A 20018-nucleotide genomic window follows, 5' to 3' on the forward strand; every position below is an offset into this window, starting at 1 on the left:
TGATGCTTAGCTGATTAAGCTAACTGGCAGCCTGATTGATCTACCAAATGTCTGTTGAGAAGCATGGTGAAACAAAAAAATGAGTTTTATGGGCAAGCAGACCGATATACTTAGGGCTGTTTACAGGAGGGAGTATAAAATGCCAATTTTGGCTAGCCTCAAGGGCCGTTATACCTGTTTTTGGACCTTTAATTTAATGGAGGGCAAATGGCAAAGTATTTGACACTTAACACACATTCATGGCTTGAGAATAAGGCCTTAACAAAATTGTCCGACTTGGCGGAACACATTGCCAATGAAAATTATGATCTCATCAGTCTGCAGGAGGTTAATCAGAGCTTAGAGGCTCCTTTAGCTGACAAAGCTCTTGGTTACGTAAAATTGAGAAAAAGCCCTGAACTGCGCAAGGATAATTATGCCTTGCAGCTGACTGACTGCCTGAGAGCAAAGGGGAAAGCCTATTATTGGTCATGGACTTATAACCATATTGGCTACGGCAAATATCAAGAAGGGGTAGCGATGCTGTCTAAGACACCCCTCAAAGTTCAGGACCTCCTGATTTCAAAAACTGCGGACGAGACAGATTATCATACCAGACGTGCTCTAATAGCTCAAACACAGATTGACGGCCAAGAGCTGACAGCAGTCAGTCTTCATATGTCCTGGTTTGGCAAAGGTTTTGAAGGGGAATGGAAAAAACTGGAGACAGCTTTGCTGGCTCATTCATCTCCCTTGATTGTAATGGGTGATTTTAATAACCCAACTGGTACAGAAGGCTATCAGCTGGTTTTAGACAGTCCCTTGCAGCTGCAGGACAGCCATGTAGCTGCGCAGCATTCAGCAGGCACTTATACGATTTCAGCAGCTATTGACGGCTGGGAAGGTAATCGGCAGGCTTTAAAGGTGGACCATATTTTTGCCAGCCCGACAGTTTGTTTTAACAGTTCTCAGGTTGTTCTTGACGGCCGAAGCACACCTGTAGTTAGTGACCATTTTGGCCTAACGGCAGAAACTGATACAAGGCTAACAAAAAGGTAAAAAAGAGCTGAACTCTCAGTCTCCAATTATCAAGCTTCAGAGCTTGTTGGAGAGTGGGGGTTCAGCTTTTTTGAAAAATACAGGCTTAACCTATCTCAGCTGTGTGCCAATTTTTGCTTTGTCGGTCTATCGATAGTTTGCATAGATGTTTTTTACTTGTCGGAAAATAGTTTCCGGATCGTCCTTGCTGATGGAAAGTGAGATAAAGATTAGCGGCGCTGCTGCATCAGCTTCAGACGAGACCAGAGCTTGATTGGCTTTTGCCAGACGTTTTTTCATCCAGTTCATTTTGGCCAAATAAGGTTCATCGTCCTTTAAGACAAGTGAGAGAAACTGCTGATTAGAGTAGTTTGTCAGCTGTATATCTGCAATATCTTCCCAAGGGATAAGACCAAGGGCGCTCGGGCTGCTGTAGTCGCTGATACCTTCGTGATTAACCAGAAGGAGCGGTTTTGACGATAAAAGGAATTTCGACTGCCTAAGGGCAGCAGCACCGAAAAAGAGAAAGCCCAGCCCCCCAATAATTCTAATCAAAAGTGATGAGCTCAATAAAAAAATACGGACAAATGCCAAATTTTGCAAATATTCTGCATCAACAAAAATGAAAAGCCCTGCTGCCATCAGGAGCAAAGAAGCTAAAAGATAGAGGACCTTTTTTCCTTTTTGTGGGTAGAAAATAATAGAATCAGTCATGGTGCCTGCTGAAACCTCCTGCCTATAAAACCAACTGTTTCTGCCTGTCAGCAGCAAAAGGATTGTCAACATATGTCTATATTACTTTTTTTCAGTAACAGATCCTTTGCAGTTTTATTGTTCTTTTCTAACAGCATTTAAAAAATAAAAGCCAGCTCTTTGAAGCGGATTTCGATTGTCCCTGCTAATTTGTAAAAGCAGCCTGAGCGTGCAGGATTTTTTCGGCAATACGTTCGATATCGCTGCTTGTTCCCCGCAGTTCAAATTCATCCAGCACTGGGAAGCCGAAGCGTTCGGCATACTGTTTGGCTGTGAGACAGAATTGATTGTTAAAATTCCGATTACCGGAGCCAATGATACCAAAGCAATATTTATAGTTATCATGGGAGGCCATAAAATCACCCAGAGGTGTTGTCAGGATTTCCTGATCGCCATTATCTAAACCATTGCCGCCTTCAAGGTAGGTTGGCAGCAGAGCAACGAAAGGTTCAGACAGAGCAAAAGTCTCATGGCGCAGTTCCTTGACATTAATCAGGCGGGGAGTGATATTATGATTGAGGCTGAGGTAATCACTTAGACGCGAAACAAAGCTGTGGGTATTGCCGCTGAGGCTGATATAAAGGATGGTTAATTGAGACATGAAAACTCCTTATACTATATGTTGTGATAATATATCAAGTTTAACACAATATATAGTGATAAACAAGTATGAAAGAGCTAGATAGCTGGGGCCCTTTCATCAAAGTGCGACTATAAGGAAACTTTTTTATTTTTAATCCAAAAAGTGTTAAAATAAAGATAGTATATACTATTAAAAGAGGTCCCTATGGCTAAAGAAGTAAAATTAAGCGGAGAAGAGGTTATTGCTCTTGCCAGACAGTATATGAATGATGCAGATGTTGCCTTTGTTCAAAAAGCTTTGGACTATGCGACAGCTGCACATTTTTATCAGGCCAGAAAGTCTGGGGAGCCTTATATTGTGCACCCTATTCAGGTTGCCGGAATTTTGGCAGAACTGCACTTGGATGCGGTGACAGTTGCCTGCGGCTTTCTGCATGATGTGGTGGAAGACACAGATATTACACTGGAAAATATTGAGTTTGATTTTGGCAGAGATGTTCGGGATATTGTCGATGGTGTTACCAAGCTGGGTAAGGTGGAGTATAAATCGCATGAAGAGCAGCTGGCTGAGAATCATCGCAAAATGCTGATGGCCATGTCAAAAGATATTCGTGTCATATTGGTTAAACTGGCTGACCGTCTGCACAATATGCGAACCTTGAGGCATCTGCGCAAGGAAAAACAGGAGCGGATTTCGCGTGAGACAATGGAAATCTATGCTCCTTTGGCCCATCGTTTGGGTATCAGCCGCATTAAATGGGAACTGGAAGATTTAGCTTTTCGTTATTTAAATGAAGTGGAATTTTATAAAATTTCCCATATGATGAATGAGAAGAGGCGGGAACGTGAAGCACTGGTAGATGACATTGTTGCTAAAATCAAGGCTTATACTGCGGAACAGGGACTTTACGGCGATATTTACGGCAGGCCAAAGCATATCTATTCTATTTACCGTAAAATGCGGGACAAGAAAAAGCGATTTGATCAGATTTATGATCTGATAGCTATCCGCTGCATTATGAACACTCCCAGTGATGTCTATGCCATGGTGGGTTATATTCATGAACTGTGGCGGCCTATGCCCGGCCGCTTTAAGGACTATATTGCTGCTCCCAAAGCTAATGGCTATCAGTCCATTCACACCACAGTCTACGGTCCTAAAGGACCGATTGAAATTCAGATTCGGACGAAAGAAATGCATGAAGTGGCTGAATACGGTGTCGCTGCTCATTGGGCTTACAAAAAAGGCATCAAGGGCAAAGTCAGTCAGTCTGAGCAGGCTCTGGGTATGAACTGGATTAAAGAGCTGGTGGAACTGCAAGATGCTTCTAACGGCGATGCAAAGGAGTTTGTGGATTCCGTCAAGGAAGATATCTTTACCGAACGAATCTATGTCTTTACACCGACAGGGGCAGTCAAAGAACTTCCAAAAGATTCCGGACCTATCGATTTTGCCTATGCTATCCATACGCAGGTGGGTGAAAAAGCAACCGGTGCCAAGGTCAATGGACGGATGGTCCCTTTAACAGCCAAACTTAAGACCGGTGATGTTGTTGAAATTGTCACCAATCCTAATTCTTTTGGGCCAAGTCGAGACTGGATTAAGATTGTTAAGACCAATAAAGCCAGAAATAAAATTCGGCAGTTCTTTAAGAATCAAGACAAGGAAATGTCCGTCAATAAAGGCCGAGAAATGCTGGTTGATTATTTTCAGGAACAAGGCTATGTCGCTAATAAGTATTTGGACAAAAAGCATATTGAAGAAATTTTACCGCGAATCAGCGCCCGCAGTGAAGAGGCTTTATATGCTGCTGTTGGTTTTGGTGATATCAGTCCGGTCAGTATTTTTAATAAATTAACGGAAAAAGAACGCCGGGAAGAAGAACGAGCAAAAGCAAGAGCAGAGGCAGATGAACTGATTAACGGCGGCGAAGTTAAGACAGAGAAAAAAGATGTCCTGAAAATCAAAAGTGAAGACGGTGTGATTATTCAAGGAGCTTCAGGTCTGCTTATGCGGATTGCCAAATGCTGCAATCCTGTCCCAGGAGATAAGATTGAAGGCTACATCACAAAGGGCCGCGGGGTTGCTATCCACCGGGCGGACTGCCATAATATCAAAAGCCAGTCCGGCTATGAGCAGCGTTTGATCGATGTGGAATGGGAAGACGACAGCTACAGCAACAAGGATTATCTGGCCGAAATTGACATTTACGGTCTGAATCGGAGCGGCCTGCTCAACGATATTCTGCAGATTTTATCCAATACCAGTAAAAACATTTCCACTGTCAATGCTCAGCCGACCAAGGATCGAAAATTTGCTAACATTCACATCACTTTTGGCATCCCCAATCTTGCCACGCTGACAACAGTGGTTGATAAAATCAAGGTTGTTCCGGATGTCTATTCAGTTAAACGAACAAATGGGTAAATCAAATGAAGCTAGTGATACAGCGTGTCCGCAGTGCCAGTATTTCGATTGACAGCAGCCAGACAGCCGCTGTCGGCCAGGGTCTTCTTCTTTTAGTGGGGATTGGACCTGATGATAACCAGACCGATCTGGATTATGCCGTTCGTAAGATAGTTCAGATGCGGATTTTTGCTGATGATAAGGGCAAGATGAATCTTTCCGTTCAGGATATAAAAGGGGAGATCCTCTCTGTTTCTCAGTTCACCCTATTTGCCAGCACTAAAAAGGGCAATCGGCCCGCTTTCACGGAAGCCGCTCCACCTCAGCTGGCTGAACAACTCTATAAAAGCTTTAATCAGATGCTGCAGCAGCATGTCCCGGTTCAAACCGGCCGATTTGGAGCGGATATGCAGATTACCCTGACTAATGACGGTCCTGTAACCATTATTTTAGATACTAAAAACCGCTGACATTAAACGGCACCCCATAGTTGGCTTTTTCGCCAGCTTAGGGGTGCTTTTTTGAATGGATATGAACAATAGATATAAGAATCCTAAAAATAGTTTACAAAAAATAGCAGCAATGTAAAATAATGTCAATTTTTTTGCAAATCAACTGTGTTAAACTTTTACATGCTAGTATGCTTGTCAGAGGGAGATTTATGAACGAAAAGAAATCAATGGCTTTAGGAGAGCTCTATAAAGAACTGCGTATGGCCAGAGGCCTGCGTTTAAAGGACATTGCTCAGGATAATTTGTCAATGCCGCAGCTGTCCAGATTTGAGAATGGTCAGACCATGCTGGCAGCTGACAAACTGCTTCTGGCCATTTCGGCGATTCACATGAGTTTTGCGGAATTCGGCCATGCTGTCAATAACTATGAGACGACCGATTTTTTCAGAATGGGCAGCCGGATTATGAATCTGCACCAAACTCAGGATATTGAAGGTTTAAAGCAGCTTTTGCAGGATTACAAGGATTATGAAACTTATGACGTATACAACCGTCTGAACCTGCTGGTCATTAAGGACAGCATCCATTCGCTGGATAATTCCTATACTATTGAAAAGGAAGAGGAAGAATTTTTAACTCAGTATCTCTACAGTATTGAAGAATGGACAGAATATGAACTCTATATTTTTGGCAATACTATGAGTTTTCTGTCCGACGAAGACTTAATTTTTTTAGCTAAAGCTTTTGTAGAGCGCGATAAATTTTATAAGTCCATTCCCAGCCACGACAGCACTGCCAAGCTAACCCTTTTAAACGTTATTGCAGAACTGGTCGAAAGAGAAGCCTTTTACTATGTCTCCTATTTTACAGATATTTTGGAGGGGCTTGCCAACTATCAGGATATGTTTATCACAACAACAGTCCGTTTTTTTAAATTGACAGTGACTTATATGAAGGGAGAACAAAAAGACAAACAAAAAATAAGTGACTGCCTGTCAGCTCTTAAAACACTGGGGGATACGCAATTATCAGATTTTTTTGCTGTCAAGTTTAGACATTACACCAAAATGTCAGTTTGAATATAACAGTCGATAAAAAGCAAGCAGCCGGAAAGCTGCTTGCTTTTTTAGGTCCAAAAATGAAGAAAAGTCTGTTAACAGGATTGAATAAAGAAAAATCCAGCAGGAAAGATATTTAAAAGCATTAATTTACCTCCTTACACATAAGATACAGCCCTCATTATATCATTGGAAATAGCAGAAATAGTTTTTTTTCAGATATGAAATTAATTGAAGACTTATTTTCATATTTGAGAAAAAACGGTAATGAGGATTGGAGATGTTATGATAATGATGTCATCATTTTTGAGTAAAAAATAGTTACAAATAATTCTATTTTATCAAAAACCTAAAGAGACTCTGCGAGGGAATTAAGATGCTTAGAGGTAAAAGCAATGATTTCCGATATAGAGTCCGTCTTATTTTTGTTTTGCACTTTAAATGTGCTTTGTATCTGGGTAAAGGAGGATATTATGTCTAATTCATTTTGGTTTCTTTTCATTATCTTACTGATTAGCGGATCGTTCGGAACTGTCAAATTACATAGTAATAGGAAGAAGAAAAAGGACAAATCTAAATAGCTATAGTGTAATGGCACTTGCTGAGGATGGTAGTGGCTGCTTATAAGATGTTTTCTTTCAAACTAAAAACTATGAAGCAGTTATCCAGCGGAATGCTAGCAAATGCTGAGGTTAAAAAGAAACAAATTCAGGAAGTTTTAAATGTGGCTTCTTATTATCGCAGCGACTTTAGGCGCGGTTTTTGCATCCAGTGAAGATTTACGTAAAAAATCAAACAAACATAAAAACAAAAACTAACAATCTTATACTTAATGATTTGGATGCAATAGGTTTGTAAAAATTAGTGATTATAAGGCGATGAATTATTTTCCTGATCTATCCCAATAAATACCTCAAAATCTTTCTAAAGTTTCAGACTTGCAAAAAGCAAGCAGCCTTTAGGCTGTTTGCTTTTTAAGGTTAAAAAATGGAGAAAAGTTCCGCCTTAATGAATACCAATTAGTATAAATTTACCTTCTTAAACACAGATAGGGAGTAAAAGGCTAAGAGTTTTTAGACATGGAATGAAGAACCAATAAAGTGAATTTTTTTGATAGTAAGGGTGATAATGATTTATACAATCTGATGAAAAAGCTGAAAAAAGTGAATCAGCTGAATAATAGCCAAATGGATTTGAAAACATTGATTGCTTAGTGCACTGGTCATTTGGCTGGAGACTATTGATGTTTTGCAGCAAGGTATTTATTTAGGAGGACTGATTATTTATAATCAATTTTAAGGCAGTGATTTTACGGAATATAAGGAATTATTAATTCCGAACGTATTTGTTTAACAACTCTAGGATTCTATGATATAAAAAATGCCAGAATCAAGAGATTGGTCAGAATTTTTAGTATTCTATTTTAGAAAAAGTACGCAGATGAAATTTATCAGTAAGTATATGTAGTGTCAGCAATGTGGTTTTTACTGAATTACAGCAACAAAGTTGCAAATCTGTAATTAATTCTGCTTTTTATTTCAGATTTGAAAATATCCAGAAAAAGAAAAAATCCATGATAAACTGGAAAATATATTAGCAAGATATCTATAAGAGGTGATTGATTTATGGATTTGGATAATATAAGCCAGCTCAAGGAATTAAGCAATAGAGATGACATAGGAGACTTGTACCAAAATTATGCCACACGGAAAGAATTGTCTTTCATTCGTGAGGCTGTCGTCAGTACTGATAGTTATCAAATGTGGGAACACTTTCATAAGACAAAAGAAAAAACTGTAAAAAAATTCTATGGCAGTATTATAGCAGCAGCTTTTACAGAGGTTCAGACAGTTCTTAAGAGCTGTGATAAGATACTTGATATTGCTGCCATCACTGATACTGTTGAAGAATATATGGCAGTCAATATTGCTTTGCTGTCGGATGCTCTTTTGCAGGCAGAAATTAGAATTTTTGACCAAGGAACAGATGCTTATATGTCTTTTTTAGCCGGCAGCTATGATGAATTTAAAGCCTTGATTAACAAATACCCATACTGGTACCGTCTGGTTGAAATTTTTCTTAGAGACACCAAAGATTTCTTGAAGGATTTCTTTGAGCAGCTGACCAAGGATAGAAGCGCTGTCATGGAACAATTTTTTGGTCAGGCAAGTCAAATTAATAATATAGCGCTGTCAATGGGAGACCGTCACAGAGGCCGTTTTGTCATTGAAGTTGAAACTGATTTAGGGAATTTCTTTTATAAACCAAGAAAAGCTGAAGTTGATAAAGCTTTCAAGCAGTGCTTGGACAAGCTGTCCGAAAGCAGTGCTGTTTTAAATATGGAGAGTCCTGACTTTGTTAGTAATAATGACTATTCTTGGTTTAAAAAGATAACGTATTCACCCCTTAGTAATAAAGATAATCCGCACCATTATTATCAGCGTTTGGGACAATTACTTGCTCTTATTTATATTCTTAATGGCAATGATATTCATTATGAAAATTTAATTTCTCAGGGGGAACAGCCGATTATTGTAGATATTGAAACACTTCTGACTAATCGTTTAATATTTAAAAAAGCTTCAACATCGCTGCTGTTGCAGAAAGACGAGAGCTCCTATATTTTTGATTCTGTCAAAAATTCATTGATTTTACCAAACCTTATTAGGGTAAAAGATCAGCATTTTGACCTGAGTCCTTTGCATATTTCCGATCAAACAGATGTTGTTGAAATCGATAAAGCTGGTAATCATTCTGTCAGAAGGGAAGACTTAAAAACTATTTTAGCGGATGTTTGTCAAGGCTTTACAGCAGTTTATCAGGAAATTTGTCAGCATAAAGAAATGTACTATACATATTTTACTAAGGTTTTTAAAGAAATCACTTTACGGTTTCTGAATAAACCTACTGATGAATATGGTAGTATTCGTAATCTGCTGACAAATCCGGTCTGTCTGTTTGATTCAACCTATGCTTTTGCTATCTCGACACGACTTTATGAAACAGGAGAGAGTGAAGCCAAAGACGAGGAGCTATTTGAGCAAGAAGAACTGTTGCGGTTTAATATACCCTATTTTGAGGTTAAGGCAGACTCCAAAGATTTGATATTATCGCATCAGAGAATTTTAAAAGATTTCTTTATTGAAACACCTTTAGAGAGTCTTTATACAAAATTATCTTTTTTAGGGGATAAAGATTTTCACAGGCAGCTAAATACTATTCAGAAAATGTTCAAATTGGTTTCACCAGATTTTGCTGTTAAAGATTTATTGGAAGTCAGAAAAGAAATTCCGGAACTGGCTGTTCCAGTATCCTCTGCTTCCATCAAACAATTTAATCATCAAGCTATTGAAGCTATTTTTAAAGGGGCTTTGTTTCACCCTTTAACAGATCAATATTTGTGGGCAGATCCGATTTTAGAAGGAGATAATGAAATTAAAGAAACTGCTTATCAAATTGGTGAACTTCCTAATAGCTATTATGCTGGAAATATAGGAATCTTACGCACCTTGCTCAGCCTTCACAATACTGCAGCATACCAAGGCTATATTGATAAACTAAGAGGGGATATCGAAAAAGATTTGGTCTTAACTCTTACTTATAACCGTGGAGAAATGAATATAGGTGCGTTTAATGGATTAGCAGCTTTCATTCGTTATTATTTAGACCTTTATGATTATGATTATATTAATCAAAGTATTTTGGAGAAAACAACCTCTCCTCTTTTAGACCAGCTGGAATTAGGGCTAGATCAGGATGAAAAACTAGATGTTTTAGATGGTACAGCCGGAGTCGTTTTGACTTTACTGACTTTAAAAAACTGTATTTCCGATTCAGCATTATCAGAAAAAGTTTTTAAGCTACTTAAACACTGTCGTACGCATTTATTGGGGGCGATTATTCGGCAAGGAGGGCAAACATTCTTCCCAGTTGAGTTCGAAAAAGACCGCTACTATACAGGTTTTTCGCATGGATCAGCAGGGATTATTTTGGCTCTGTATAAGCTCAGTCAGTATTTAGGAACTGACGACAGCACTATTATTGCTCAACTTTTGGCAACAGAGCGAAATCTTTACGATAAAAAGAAACAAGTGTGGTACCGTGATAATAAAAAAGATGGTTATTCCTGGGGCTGGTGTCATGGAATTCCGGGTATTCTATTGTCAAGGGTGGAGCTTTATACAGCTGGTTATCGGGATGATGAATTAACGGAGGAATTAGAGGAGCTTTATGAACTAACAGTAAGTAAGTCTTTCGGATCTAACCTGACTCTATGTCATGGTGATTTGAGCAATATTTTGATTTGTAAATATGCTCAGAAAGTTCTTGCTCTTGATGATTCACGGATTGATCAGTATTTAGAGACCCTTCTTCCTTACATCCTAGCTTCTAGAGATTATCAGATCCGAGGGACTGAAGCCAATGGACTAATGTATGGACTAGCAGGTATCGTTATCTTTTTGGACAGTTTCGTTGTGCAAGAGAAACTAGATGTTTTGAACATTATCAAAATAACAGCTGTTTAGGAGAATTGAATTATGCTAACAAAAGTACAATCTCGGTTTTTTTCTAGCATTGAAGGGCTATTTGAAAATTATTATCAACCGTACATTGAATTTTTAAATATCAAACTTTCTGCCTACGAGTACGCAGATTTACTTTTTTCAAATCAGGAGAATAAGGAATTTTGTTTGCATCAGTTGATAGACGGAGTTCTTTTGCAGTTATCTGATGTAGCAATGTATTCTTTACTTGATTTCTACTATGATAAAAAAGCAAAGGATGCTATGACCTATAAGTCCTTTAATAATTTATTATTGGATGATTCTTTTGTTGCAGACTTTCACACAGCCTACCCTCTTGTTAAAGAAAGATGTCATATTGTCCTAAAAAATTATCTTAAGCGGATTTTGGAAGTTTTTGATAAACTCAAGGATTACCAATCAGCGTTATTAAACTTTATAAATGTTCAGAATGTGGAAAATCTTGATATTTCCAGTCTTGATATTTTTCAGGGAGATTTCCATAAGCAGACGTTTGTTGCGATTGTCGAGCTTCATCAACATAAAATAGTATTTAAGCGCCGTCCTAACATAGGAGAGCAACTTTTGGAAATTTTCTCTTACCAATTCCAAAATGCTGGACTCAATCTTCCTGTAATTAAATCGAAACTTTTAAATGAGGAGTTGACTATTCAAGAATTTATTGAGCCAACAGCTTCAGAGTTAACTGATGAAGAAATCGAAAACTTTTATTTTAAATTTGGTATGATGACTGCTGTTTTTACGATTTTGGGGAGTAAGGATTTACATCAGGAAAATCTTATTGCTACCAGAAAAGGTCCTTATTTTATTGATTTAGAGGCAGCCATTACTGGGCAAAGGCTACTGAATGACTATTCCCTATTAAAGACAAGTCATCTTTTTAACTGCAATGAAAAGCAGTATGTCAACAAAGATATAGATTTAAGTGCCTTTAGTGGAAAAACAGCTTCTTTTTCAACTTATCAGGTTATTAATAAAGGAACTGATGAAATTAGGATGGGTTATAATGAAATGACCAAAAAACAATACAATATTCCTAATAATCAGCAGGGGGAAGAAGTTAATCCAGAAGATTATGCAGAATTCTTGATTCGAGGATTTGATCAAGCTATCACTGTTTTTCAGAAATTTCGCTCAAGTTTTATGGAGGCTTTTAACAAACTTGATTACTACAATTATCGTCTTGTTCTCCGTAATACTGCGTTCTATGGAATCTATTTACATCATCTCAATCTACCTATTTATACCAAAGATAAAGCACGAACTGAACATCTTCTGTCTTTGCTGGAAAAGAACAGTACTCGTGACACTAAGATTATTCAAGAAGAGATAAAACATCTTAGACAAATGGAAGTTCCTTATTTTACTATCAGCCAGTTTGGAGAATTAAAAAAAATTAAAGAACTATTTCTAAAGCGACTAATGAATTTGAATTCTAGTGATTTTGCCAGAGAAAAACATTATTTGCTGATGGCCTTAAAGGTTGATGCATACGAGGAGGGATGTGGGCGGCAAGAAAATTTTGAAAGTACTGATGATCGGCTGAGTCATGAAATTTCAACTTTTGAATCCCTTAGTCTATTAGAGCAACAGTTTTCTTACGGTGCAGTAGATCTATCCGTTCAAGGTAGAATTCTTAACTATTGTAATGATCTCTTTGTCTTTGGTGGCAGTATGTTATTTCTCTATCGGATTAGAACAAATAGACATAAAGAAATCAAGCAGACCATAAATCAAAATAACTTCCGACCTTATATATCAGGTCTGACTGGGTATCAATCGAGTTTGCTACTTAAATACTATTTTAAAGCCAATGTTGAAAATCAGGAAGGGGATGGCCTATCAATTCAAGATATGATTCATAAAGAAGATATTGTTGATTTTTCAACATATGGCAGCGCAATTTTGGTTCTACATTATCTTTACCAGAAAACTAAAAAAAACCTTTATTTATCTGATCTCAAATTTCTTGGTGAAATCTATCTGGATAAATCTGAGAATCAGACTCTCACGGGACTTTTTCATGGCTATGCAGGAGATAGTCTAGTTTTTAGCGTTTTAAGTAATTATTTCGAAGAAAATCTTATCTACCAACGTTTAGAAAGTGCACTTCTTAAAGAGAATGAACATTTTCTTGAAAATAAGAATTGGCAGGATATGAGAGAGGGAATTTCAGACTCTCGCAGTTTCTTTGCATTTTCGTATGGAGCTGTTGGGATAGTACTCAGCAGGCTCCTGCTCTATCTTAAAGCTAATACACCAACTGTCGTAAAAAAAATAGCGAAAAAAGATATCCAAAGGGGAGTAGATGGTATCCTTCTCCAAAGAGAGCAGGACTTTGCAGATGACAGTCTACTTAATGGCTATGCGGGAGCTTTGTTTCTTCTAAAAATAGTGTTATCATCAGATCTTTTCAGAGAGGATAAAGCAAGAACTAAAAAGGTGCAGAATTATATTAGTGAAGGGAAAGAGTATTTAATACAGCATTCTTGGCATTATCAAAATTTAAAACAGTTTTTTAATCCGGCGTTTGCTAACGGCCAGATGGGAGTTGCTTTTGCACTTTGGTACATTAGCCGAGAAGAAACTTTTCTACTGTCAACTCTGTTGGAATTTATAGAAAGGGGATACAAATGAGGTTTATGAGAAAAGTAGTCCCTGTTTTGCAAATGAGTCAGACAGAATGCGGTCTTTGTGCAGCTGCTATGCTTATGGATTTTTATGACGTGTCCGTCAATATCCATGATATCACATCTATTTTTGCTGTAGGTCGTGATGGCGCCAGTATTGCTGATTTGCGGAAAATTTTTGAGTATTATCGTTTCGATACGAATCTTTATGAAGTTCAAGGTGGTTTAATTAATTTAACTAACGCTGCTCTTCCTTGTATCGCTTACCATACTCGAGGGCATTTTGTAGTGATTGAAGCAGCTGATGACAGACAGGTTACGATTTTAGATCCAGCTGTCGGGCGAATGAAAATTAGTAAGATAGAGTTAATAGAAGATTATAAAAATGTCATTGTAAAAGTAGCTCCAAGAGACGATTTTGAGAAGGTTAATACTCGCGGCAATGAATTTGCTCTGCTGAAGACCGCGATGTTGGAAAATAAAACGTTAGTCTTCAAAGCTGCCTTAGGTGCTGTGCTAGTCTATGGGATTATGCTTATGGTGCCGATGCTGCTTAAGGTTATTGTTGACAACTATCTGAAAGCAGGTGTTTTGAATGACCAGATTAGGATGGCTTCCCTTGCTGTTCTGTTGAGCAGTTTGGTTTACTTTGTTATCAATCGTTTCAAACTAACCATTGGGATTCAGTTATCCATAGCTCTGGACAAATTTCTGACGAAACGGGTTATTGATAAACTTTTTAAAAATAAATTTGAATATTTTCTTAACCGAACCAGTTCAGACATCCAATACCGACTTGCCTTACTGAAAAGCTTGAATACCGTTATTAGCGATGTTTTGATACAAACAGTACTAGATGTAGGGTCTATGATTGTTATCTTTATCTATATCTTACAGCTTCAAACTGGATATGCTCTTCTGCTAAGCTTCATTACTATTTTTGTTTTAGGGTTTAGTGTTTTAATTCGAGATCGTATGCTGCTATATAAGAATGAAGAATTGACCAAGGATAATAAACTGCAAATCTTGCAATACGATGTTTTTCGCTCCATTTTTGATGTTAAGGTCTTAGGTTTGAGCCAAACTAAACATAAAGTCTGGAGGGATTATTATGAGGATTATTTAGTCTCCCATCGAAAGAGTCAGCTTTTTTCCTCCTTTTATAAAAACATTCTGGCTTATATTACCCTCTATGTTCCTATTTTTATTCCTCTTCTAGGGATTTGGCTGAGTGGAATTGCTAGCAGCAATGAAATCGGTACGATTATCTCCCTGCAATCATTAACTGGGATTTATATCACAGGTTTGGTATCGATATCAGAACTAGCGGATAATATTACCAGCGTTAAGTCCTATATTGTTAGAGTTGAAGACGTTCTTGTTCAAGAAGATGAGCGCGATGGCAAAGAAAAAGTAGAATTGCATGGGAATCTTGAGATCAGCCACTTATCCTTCACTTATCCAGGAGCCAAGGAGAAAGTGCTCTCGGATGTCAGTTTTCAGATCAAAGCCGGTCAAAGCGTCGCTATCGTCGGTGAAAGTGGCTCAGGTAAGTCAACTCTCTTTTATATTTTGCTGGGAGCATATGAAGATTATCAGGGGAGTGTAAGTTATGAAGGGAGAGAATTGAAAAACTTGCAAAAAGATCAGTTACGTCAGCAGATAGGGGTTGTCCCTCAAAATGCTCTGCTTTTTAACGGCAGCATCAAAGAAAATCTCAGTCAAGATCCTAACATCACGGATGAACGAATTTATGAGGTGCTAAAAGAAGTATCCATGTATGATTTCGTTCAAGAGTTGCCTATGGGAGTCAATACACAGATTTCCGAAAATGGCTTTAACCTATCGGGCGGTCAAAAGCAGCGTTTAGCCTTAGCTCGGGCCATTATTGAAAAAAAATCGATTCTTTTCTTAGATGAAGCGACCAGCTCATTGGATAATCTGACAGAGCAGCGGGTTGTGGATTATTTAGGGGAGGTGTCACAAACTAAAATTGTTATTGCTCATCGGCTTAGTACTATAAGGGACAGTGATCAAATCATTGTGATGAGAGATGGAGAAATTGCCGAAATTGGCAGCCACAATCAGCTGATGGATCAAAAAGGAGTTTATTATCAAATGTACTTTAAAGATACAGAAGGAGTGATGACAGCGTGACAGGAACTATGAAATTATTACTAATCAAGGCGAGCCCAAATGATAGCGGTATTGGATGGCAAATAAAAGAAGAGCTCAAAAAATTTATTTCTGAGCAATTTCCAGATTTTCAGTTGAGTATTTTTGATCAGGCGAAAGAAAATGACAGCCCAGTTTATCGTCATAATAGCCTTAAACAATTTGTGAAAGCTGATAATCGTGAGATAACTCTATTTGAAAGATTAATCACAGAAAATGATGGGATTATTCTTTTTTCACCTGTTTACATTCGCCATACGCCTGGAGAATTCAAACTAACATTAGATAGCTTTGCCTATCGTCTTCATGAATTCCCATTAGTAGGAAAAAAAATTATAATTTTAACCTATGCCATGTCAACCGGAGCAGATGATTTAGCACATTATTTTAGGAATACTTTTATGGCAGCAGGCGCTGAAGTTATTGCTGCTCAGCCTATTATTTTAGTGCCAGGAACTTTAGAAGGACAACTTGAAATTTTTGAAGAGCAAATAAAAAAAATGATTTATAAAATTAAGAATAATATTTATACTGTCACTAAAAGTCAAGAGAAACTTTTTCAATATTATAAAGGAGTGGTTAGAGACGAAATTTCTCAGGGTGTAATAACCAACAAGCAAAAAAAGTGGGAAAGTTTGCTCCCTTATAAAAGTTTGTGTGCTTATTTAGAAAGTATAAATGTTAAAGAATAGAGTTCAAAAATTTTAAGGAGATGGGTGGGTAGGGGTAAATTAGTTAAGACAACGCTGGTGATAAGAAGATTTATAGGCTGTCTATAATCTATTATAGAAAGGAAGTTTTATATGAAAAATGATTTATTAAATATAGAAAATACAGAAGAAATCGAAAAAAACATAGTCAGACTTATTGATGATGAGGATACAGGGATAGTAGGGGCATCAACTCCTGCAGTCATTTCTGCTGCTACAGCTGTTTCTGCTTTGCTTCAAGTCACAACAGCATGTACAAAAGATTGCCGCCATCGTTAACTACTTTTAGTAAGAGAAGGGGGGAGACTATGAAATCATTGAAGAATGCAGGTTTACAAACAGAGTTGTTTCAACTAGTTGAATCAAGTGAAAAATTAGAATCCTATACCGCAGGTAAACTCAAGGGGACTAATGGGCTTGGCAGTTGGGCTCTTGGCAATAAGGGATGGCTTTGTACTGTAACGCGTGAGTGTATAAATAACTGTAGATAAGTTTTTATAATACGAATGATTTTACTTTATCACCAGCAGTCTTGATTATTGTTTATTTGGAGAAAGGGAGTAAATTAGTTTCAAAACAGTCTATTATGAAACTTTATTTTTGAAATGATTGTTTTGTATCAATTTATAAATGCTTTAATGAGTAGTAGTTAATAATTGATATATGCTACCGAAAGGAGAAACTATGGACTTTAGTAAACTGGCTTTAATAATAGCTATAATAGTTGCAATAATAGCTGATGATTATAGAAAAAGGGGCAAATACGATAGGAAACAAAATCAAGATAGTAAATTTAAATTAAATAAAGAATGATTGTTAAAAAATATTTTATTTAGGTGTACACTTCCAATTATGCTTTATTAAATAATTCAATATTTCTTAGCAAAATAGAATCGAAAACAAGGAAAGGATCAAATAATGAAAGCAATAAAAAATGCAGGTCTACAGACTGAACTATCACAACTAGTTAAATTAAGTAAAGAGTTAGAAAACTATTCTGTTGGTGCAGATAAATCATGGACACCGTTTCTTCCAGGCTCTCCTGTAAGCTGGTATATTGGAAATAAAGGATGGGGTTGTACCATAACACGTGAATGTATAAATAACTGCAGAAGATAGCTAAATTTAACTAGCACTAAAGTAATAGAGAGATTACTTTAGTGCTGTTATCAGTTTGCCTATGAATCTGTTATAAAGAAGATAAGAAATAGATTGTTAGATTGTAAAATTTATTTTCTTATTTTGATAATCAAGCGTAACTAATTAAGTTGGGGGAGAAAATATGAAAAATTTACAAAAAAATGGTCTGAAACCAGACTATCTTCAATTACTAGAAGAAACAGAAGATTTAAAAGCATCATACAAAGAAGATGTGATTTTTGGCGGTTTAGGTGGTCCAACAGTAACAATGCGGTCCAGTACAAATTGTATTGTTAAAACAAAACAATTGAACAAAAAAAATTTCATCAGATATAGAGGGTAAAGGCAGTCACAATTCTTGCTCATACTATACTGTAACAAGTAAAAATAAAGGAGGAAGTCTTATGAAAACCATTAAACAAGCTGGATTAGAAGCTGACTATTTGAAATTAATCGAAGAGACAAGTGACCTTGAAACTTCATACAATGGTGGTACTCACCCCGCTATTACTTTGACTACCACAACTCTTTTGTTAATTGCTCCGCCGGCATATTAATTGAAGTAAGCTGTGAAGAAATACAAACTGCTAACCTTCAGCAGAATTATTATCAATTACTGGCAGATTGTAGAAAATATAGGAGTCCGTTTACTCCTATTTCATCGCTTGCTGTCAAAAAGAGAAACTAATCTTCAAGGATGTACTTAGTGCAGTTTTTGAAGATTACTTGTTGAGAGATTATATTGCAAAAAGCCAAATGGAGGAAATAGTTATGAAAAAATTAAATAAAGCTGGTTTGGAAGCTAATTACTTACAATTATTGGAAGGCACAAAGAAACTTAAAATGGATCAGTCGCTTAGCGGTGGTTATGGTCTTATTAGTAAGCTATTAGGTAATAGGGCAGGACGTATCTGTACAGTCACTGCAGAATGTCCCGGTATTTTTCCCGGTTTATGTAGATAAAAGGTTATATTGACTAAAAAAGAGGTGCTCTTATGAAAACTATTAAACAACTTGGACTGGAAGCTGATTATCTGAAATTAATTGAAGAAACAAATGATTTTGAAACATCATATAGAGGCGGGGGTGCGCCTTATAAGAACATAACAGGAAATTGGATTTGCCGAACTGTGATTAAGGTTCGTTATTAAATTCAAAAGGAACAGGAAAGGAAAGTTGTTAAATATGCTGGACTGGAGGCAGATTACCTGAAATTACTGAGGAATGTTAAAAATCTCGATCTATCACCTAGCAGGGGAATTTTTACTTCCGTTCCGTTGTGCCAAATTACACTAAGATGATGGTAAATGGGGAATCTGTACGATGAGTTTATATGGTAAATAATGATTTAACTTATCCTGCTATATTATTTAACTGGTATTTTAAATAAACTGTTCTTACTAAAAGTTTCGATATTTGAAGCAAAGGGTGTTTCCCTTGCCCCTAAAAAAGCAAGCAGCTGAAGGCTGCTTGCTTTTTTAGGTCCAAAAATGAAGAAAAGAAAAATTTGTTAACAGGATTGAATAAAGAAAAATCCAACCTCAACGAGATCCATAAGCATAAATTTACCTCCTTACACATAGGATATGTTTTTCATTATAGCATTGGAAACAGCAGAAACAGATTTTTTTCAGATATGCAATTTATTTATTATTTTTTTCCATATATGAAAAAAATCAATAAAGGGAATTATATGTGTTACGATAATGGTGTAAATTTTTAAATCCTGAATTAAAAATTTACACTTGCAACAAGACTAATGATTGTGCAAAAAAGAATTCGCAGAAATGCGGGTGATTGGCAAAGCAAGGCTGTCTTGATATATACCTGCCCTAGAGTTTTGTAGGTTTTGCACTTCTGACGGTCTTTATATTTTGAGAAAGGAGAAACATAATGACAAACACTCAGAATTTAACAAAGTTGTTTACTCATTTAGATGATCAAGAATCTGCTCTGATTATTGGCGGCGATGGGGGTAAACGCTGGGGAAGGGAAATGCAGAAGAACCGAAAAAGAATTGTCTATAAAGAATATTATATTTAATGGATACAAAAGAAATTAAGCTGCTTAGCTTTCAAAGGAGGTTTACAATGAAACATACTCAAGATTTAACAAAGGTATTCACTTCTTTAAATGATCAAGAAGCTGCAAATATTATTGGTGGAGGTAATGATTTAGACTGGTACTTGAAAGTCAGAAAAAAATACCGCTATGATTATCGAAAGCATACCTATTATGTATAGTAAAAGAAGAATGAATTTTTAGGAAGTAAGTTATGAAAGATACTCAAAATTTAACAAAGGCATTTGACTTGTTAACAGAACACGAAGCCTCAGCTGTCATCGGCGGCGGATCTGCTGATGATTTAAAGAGGTATTTCGAAGAACCTAGAGGAAAAAGAATAGGAAGACTTCGTCGTTATTATACTTAAGATTTAAATGTATTCTATAAAAGAGTTTAATAATACTGCTATTCTTAAATAGATTGGGAAAACGGAGAATTATGAAAACATTTCGGTCAGTGTATTAGCACACTGACCGAAACAGCCGC

The 20018-nt window shown here is 36.9% G+C and carries 21 protein-coding genes; 19 read left to right on the forward strand and 2 right to left on the reverse strand.

Annotated features, from left to right (window positions below; all coding sequences use genetic code 11):
* The first annotated feature begins 207 nt into the window (after window positions 1-207).
* Window positions 208-1038, forward strand: a complete 831-nt coding sequence (locus AB3329_RS04565) for an endonuclease/exonuclease/phosphatase family protein (protein ID WP_368394558.1) — start codon at window positions 208-210, stop codon at window positions 1036-1038.
* A 126-nt stretch (window positions 1039-1164) separates the two neighbouring features.
* Here AB3329_RS04565 and AB3329_RS04570 read toward each other — a convergent pair whose 3' ends face one another.
* Both AB3329_RS04570 and nrdI read right to left on the reverse strand, forming a co-directional pair.
* A complete protein-coding gene (locus AB3329_RS04570; RefSeq protein WP_368394559.1) occupies window positions 1165-1731 on the reverse strand; it encodes an STM3941 family protein in 567 nt (188 codons plus the stop codon).
* A gap of 184 nt (window positions 1732-1915) precedes the next feature.
* The gene (gene nrdI / locus AB3329_RS04575; RefSeq protein ID WP_368394560.1) at window positions 1916-2371 is read right to left on the reverse strand and encodes a class Ib ribonucleoside-diphosphate reductase assembly flavoprotein NrdI; all 456 of its coding nucleotides are present in this window, start codon (window positions 2369-2371) and stop codon (window positions 1916-1918) included.
* 186 nt (window positions 2372-2557) lie between these two features.
* On the opposite strand from nrdI, the gene AB3329_RS04580 reads away from it, so the two are divergent.
* The 18 genes from AB3329_RS04580 (at window position 2558) to AB3329_RS04665 (ending at window position 19899) form a co-directional block, all read left to right on the forward strand.
* Window positions 2558-4780, forward strand: coding sequence for a RelA/SpoT family protein (locus AB3329_RS04580; RefSeq protein ID WP_368394561.1), 2223 nt, complete (start codon window positions 2558-2560; stop codon window positions 4778-4780).
* A gap of 5 nt (window positions 4781-4785) precedes the next feature.
* Window positions 4786-5229 (forward strand): D-aminoacyl-tRNA deacylase, encoded by a 444-nt coding sequence (dtd, locus tag AB3329_RS04585; protein WP_368394562.1) that lies wholly within the window; start codon window positions 4786-4788, stop codon window positions 5227-5229.
* A gap of 191 nt (window positions 5230-5420) precedes the next feature.
* Window positions 5421-6290 carry an Rgg/GadR/MutR family transcriptional regulator gene (locus AB3329_RS04590; RefSeq protein WP_368394563.1) on the forward strand — a complete coding sequence of 290 codons (870 nt, stop codon included), beginning with the start codon at window positions 5421-5423 and terminating at the stop codon, window positions 6288-6290.
* Between the two features lie 1604 nt (window positions 6291-7894).
* A complete protein-coding gene (lanM, locus tag AB3329_RS04595; protein ID WP_368394564.1) occupies window positions 7895-10795 on the forward strand; it encodes a type 2 lanthipeptide synthetase LanM in 2901 nt (966 codons plus the stop codon).
* A 12-nt stretch (window positions 10796-10807) separates the two neighbouring features.
* The gene (locus tag AB3329_RS04600; protein WP_368394565.1) at window positions 10808-13450 is read left to right on the forward strand and encodes a DUF4135 domain-containing protein; all 2643 of its coding nucleotides are present in this window, start codon (window positions 10808-10810) and stop codon (window positions 13448-13450) included.
* 5 nt (window positions 13451-13455) lie between these two features.
* Window positions 13456-15600: a peptidase domain-containing ABC transporter gene (locus AB3329_RS04605; protein WP_368394566.1), complete on the forward strand. Its 2145-nt coding sequence runs from the start codon at window positions 13456-13458 to the stop codon at window positions 15598-15600.
* A complete protein-coding gene (locus AB3329_RS04610) occupies window positions 15597-16310 on the forward strand; it encodes an NAD(P)H-dependent oxidoreductase (protein WP_368394567.1) in 714 nt (237 codons plus the stop codon). Before AB3329_RS04605 ends, AB3329_RS04610 begins: the two co-directional genes overlap by 4 nt.
* Before the next feature lie 111 nt (window positions 16311-16421).
* Complete coding sequence (locus AB3329_RS04615) at window positions 16422-16607, forward strand: hypothetical protein (RefSeq protein WP_368394568.1); 186 nt, start codon at window positions 16422-16424, stop codon at window positions 16605-16607.
* Between the two features lie 29 nt (window positions 16608-16636).
* Window positions 16637-16819: a lichenicidin alpha family lanthipeptide gene (locus AB3329_RS04620; RefSeq protein ID WP_368394569.1), complete on the forward strand. Its 183-nt coding sequence runs from the start codon at window positions 16637-16639 to the stop codon at window positions 16817-16819.
* Window positions 16820-17012: 193 nt separating this feature from the next.
* The gene (locus tag AB3329_RS04625) at window positions 17013-17141 is read left to right on the forward strand and encodes a hypothetical protein (protein ID WP_368394570.1); all 129 of its coding nucleotides are present in this window, start codon (window positions 17013-17015) and stop codon (window positions 17139-17141) included.
* 105 nt (window positions 17142-17246) lie between these two features.
* On the forward strand, window positions 17247-17447 hold the full coding sequence (locus AB3329_RS04630) for a lichenicidin alpha family lanthipeptide (protein ID WP_368394571.1): 201 nt from the start codon (window positions 17247-17249) through the stop codon (window positions 17445-17447).
* Window positions 17448-17610: 163 nt separating this feature from the next.
* Window positions 17611-17811, forward strand: coding sequence for a hypothetical protein (locus tag AB3329_RS04635; RefSeq protein ID WP_368394572.1), 201 nt, complete (start codon window positions 17611-17613; stop codon window positions 17809-17811).
* A gap of 61 nt (window positions 17812-17872) precedes the next feature.
* On the forward strand, window positions 17873-18025 hold the full coding sequence (locus AB3329_RS04640; protein WP_368394573.1) for a hypothetical protein: 153 nt from the start codon (window positions 17873-17875) through the stop codon (window positions 18023-18025).
* Window positions 18026-18239: 214 nt separating this feature from the next.
* A complete protein-coding gene (locus AB3329_RS04645; protein WP_368394574.1) occupies window positions 18240-18431 on the forward strand; it encodes a hypothetical protein in 192 nt (63 codons plus the stop codon).
* A 32-nt stretch (window positions 18432-18463) separates the two neighbouring features.
* On the forward strand, window positions 18464-18619 hold the full coding sequence (locus AB3329_RS04650; protein WP_368394575.1) for a hypothetical protein: 156 nt from the start codon (window positions 18464-18466) through the stop codon (window positions 18617-18619).
* Window positions 18620-19361: 742 nt separating this feature from the next.
* On the forward strand, window positions 19362-19511 hold the full coding sequence (locus tag AB3329_RS04655) for a hypothetical protein (RefSeq protein ID WP_368394576.1): 150 nt from the start codon (window positions 19362-19364) through the stop codon (window positions 19509-19511).
* Between the two features lie 47 nt (window positions 19512-19558).
* Complete coding sequence (locus AB3329_RS04660) at window positions 19559-19711, forward strand: hypothetical protein (RefSeq protein WP_368394577.1); 153 nt, start codon at window positions 19559-19561, stop codon at window positions 19709-19711.
* A 32-nt stretch (window positions 19712-19743) separates the two neighbouring features.
* Window positions 19744-19899, forward strand: coding sequence for a hypothetical protein (locus tag AB3329_RS04665; RefSeq protein WP_368394578.1), 156 nt, complete (start codon window positions 19744-19746; stop codon window positions 19897-19899).
* Window positions 19900-20018 lie beyond the last annotated feature (119 nt).

Source organism: Streptococcus huangxiaojuni, assembly GCF_040930515.1.
Taxonomy (GTDB): Bacteria; Bacillota; Bacilli; order Lactobacillales; family Streptococcaceae; genus Streptococcus; species Streptococcus huangxiaojuni.

Bases quoted from the DNA above. Each gene is read 5' to 3' on its own strand.
- AB3329_RS04565 (WP_368394558.1), top strand. From the start codon at position 208: ATGGCAAAGTATTTGACACTTAACACACATTCATGGCTTGAGAATAAG.
- AB3329_RS04570 (WP_368394559.1), bottom strand. From the start codon at position 1,731: ATGACTGATTCTATTATTTTCTACCCACAAAAAGGAAAAAAGGTCCTC.
- nrdI (WP_368394560.1), bottom strand. From the start codon at position 2,371: ATGTCTCAATTAACCATCCTTTATATCAGCCTCAGCGGCAATACCCAC.
- AB3329_RS04580 (WP_368394561.1), top strand. From the start codon at position 2,558: ATGGCTAAAGAAGTAAAATTAAGCGGAGAAGAGGTTATTGCTCTTGCC.
- dtd (WP_368394562.1), top strand. From the start codon at position 4,786: ATGAAGCTAGTGATACAGCGTGTCCGCAGTGCCAGTATTTCGATTGAC.
- AB3329_RS04590 (WP_368394563.1), top strand. From the start codon at position 5,421: ATGAACGAAAAGAAATCAATGGCTTTAGGAGAGCTCTATAAAGAACTG.
- lanM (WP_368394564.1), top strand. From the start codon at position 7,895: ATGGATTTGGATAATATAAGCCAGCTCAAGGAATTAAGCAATAGAGAT.
- AB3329_RS04600 (WP_368394565.1), top strand. From the start codon at position 10,808: ATGCTAACAAAAGTACAATCTCGGTTTTTTTCTAGCATTGAAGGGCTA.
- AB3329_RS04605 (WP_368394566.1), top strand. From the start codon at position 13,456: ATGAGAAAAGTAGTCCCTGTTTTGCAAATGAGTCAGACAGAATGCGGT.
- AB3329_RS04615 (WP_368394568.1), top strand. From the start codon at position 16,422: ATGAAAAATGATTTATTAAATATAGAAAATACAGAAGAAATCGAAAAA.
- AB3329_RS04620 (WP_368394569.1), top strand. From the start codon at position 16,637: ATGAAATCATTGAAGAATGCAGGTTTACAAACAGAGTTGTTTCAACTA.
- AB3329_RS04625 (WP_368394570.1), top strand. From the start codon at position 17,013: ATGGACTTTAGTAAACTGGCTTTAATAATAGCTATAATAGTTGCAATA.
- AB3329_RS04630 (WP_368394571.1), top strand. From the start codon at position 17,247: ATGAAAGCAATAAAAAATGCAGGTCTACAGACTGAACTATCACAACTA.
- AB3329_RS04635 (WP_368394572.1), top strand. From the start codon at position 17,611: ATGAAAAATTTACAAAAAAATGGTCTGAAACCAGACTATCTTCAATTA.
- AB3329_RS04640 (WP_368394573.1), top strand. From the start codon at position 17,873: ATGAAAACCATTAAACAAGCTGGATTAGAAGCTGACTATTTGAAATTA.
- AB3329_RS04645 (WP_368394574.1), top strand. From the start codon at position 18,240: ATGAAAAAATTAAATAAAGCTGGTTTGGAAGCTAATTACTTACAATTA.
- AB3329_RS04650 (WP_368394575.1), top strand. From the start codon at position 18,464: ATGAAAACTATTAAACAACTTGGACTGGAAGCTGATTATCTGAAATTA.
- AB3329_RS04655 (WP_368394576.1), top strand. From the start codon at position 19,362: ATGACAAACACTCAGAATTTAACAAAGTTGTTTACTCATTTAGATGAT.
- AB3329_RS04660 (WP_368394577.1), top strand. From the start codon at position 19,559: ATGAAACATACTCAAGATTTAACAAAGGTATTCACTTCTTTAAATGAT.
- AB3329_RS04665 (WP_368394578.1), top strand. From the start codon at position 19,744: ATGAAAGATACTCAAAATTTAACAAAGGCATTTGACTTGTTAACAGAA.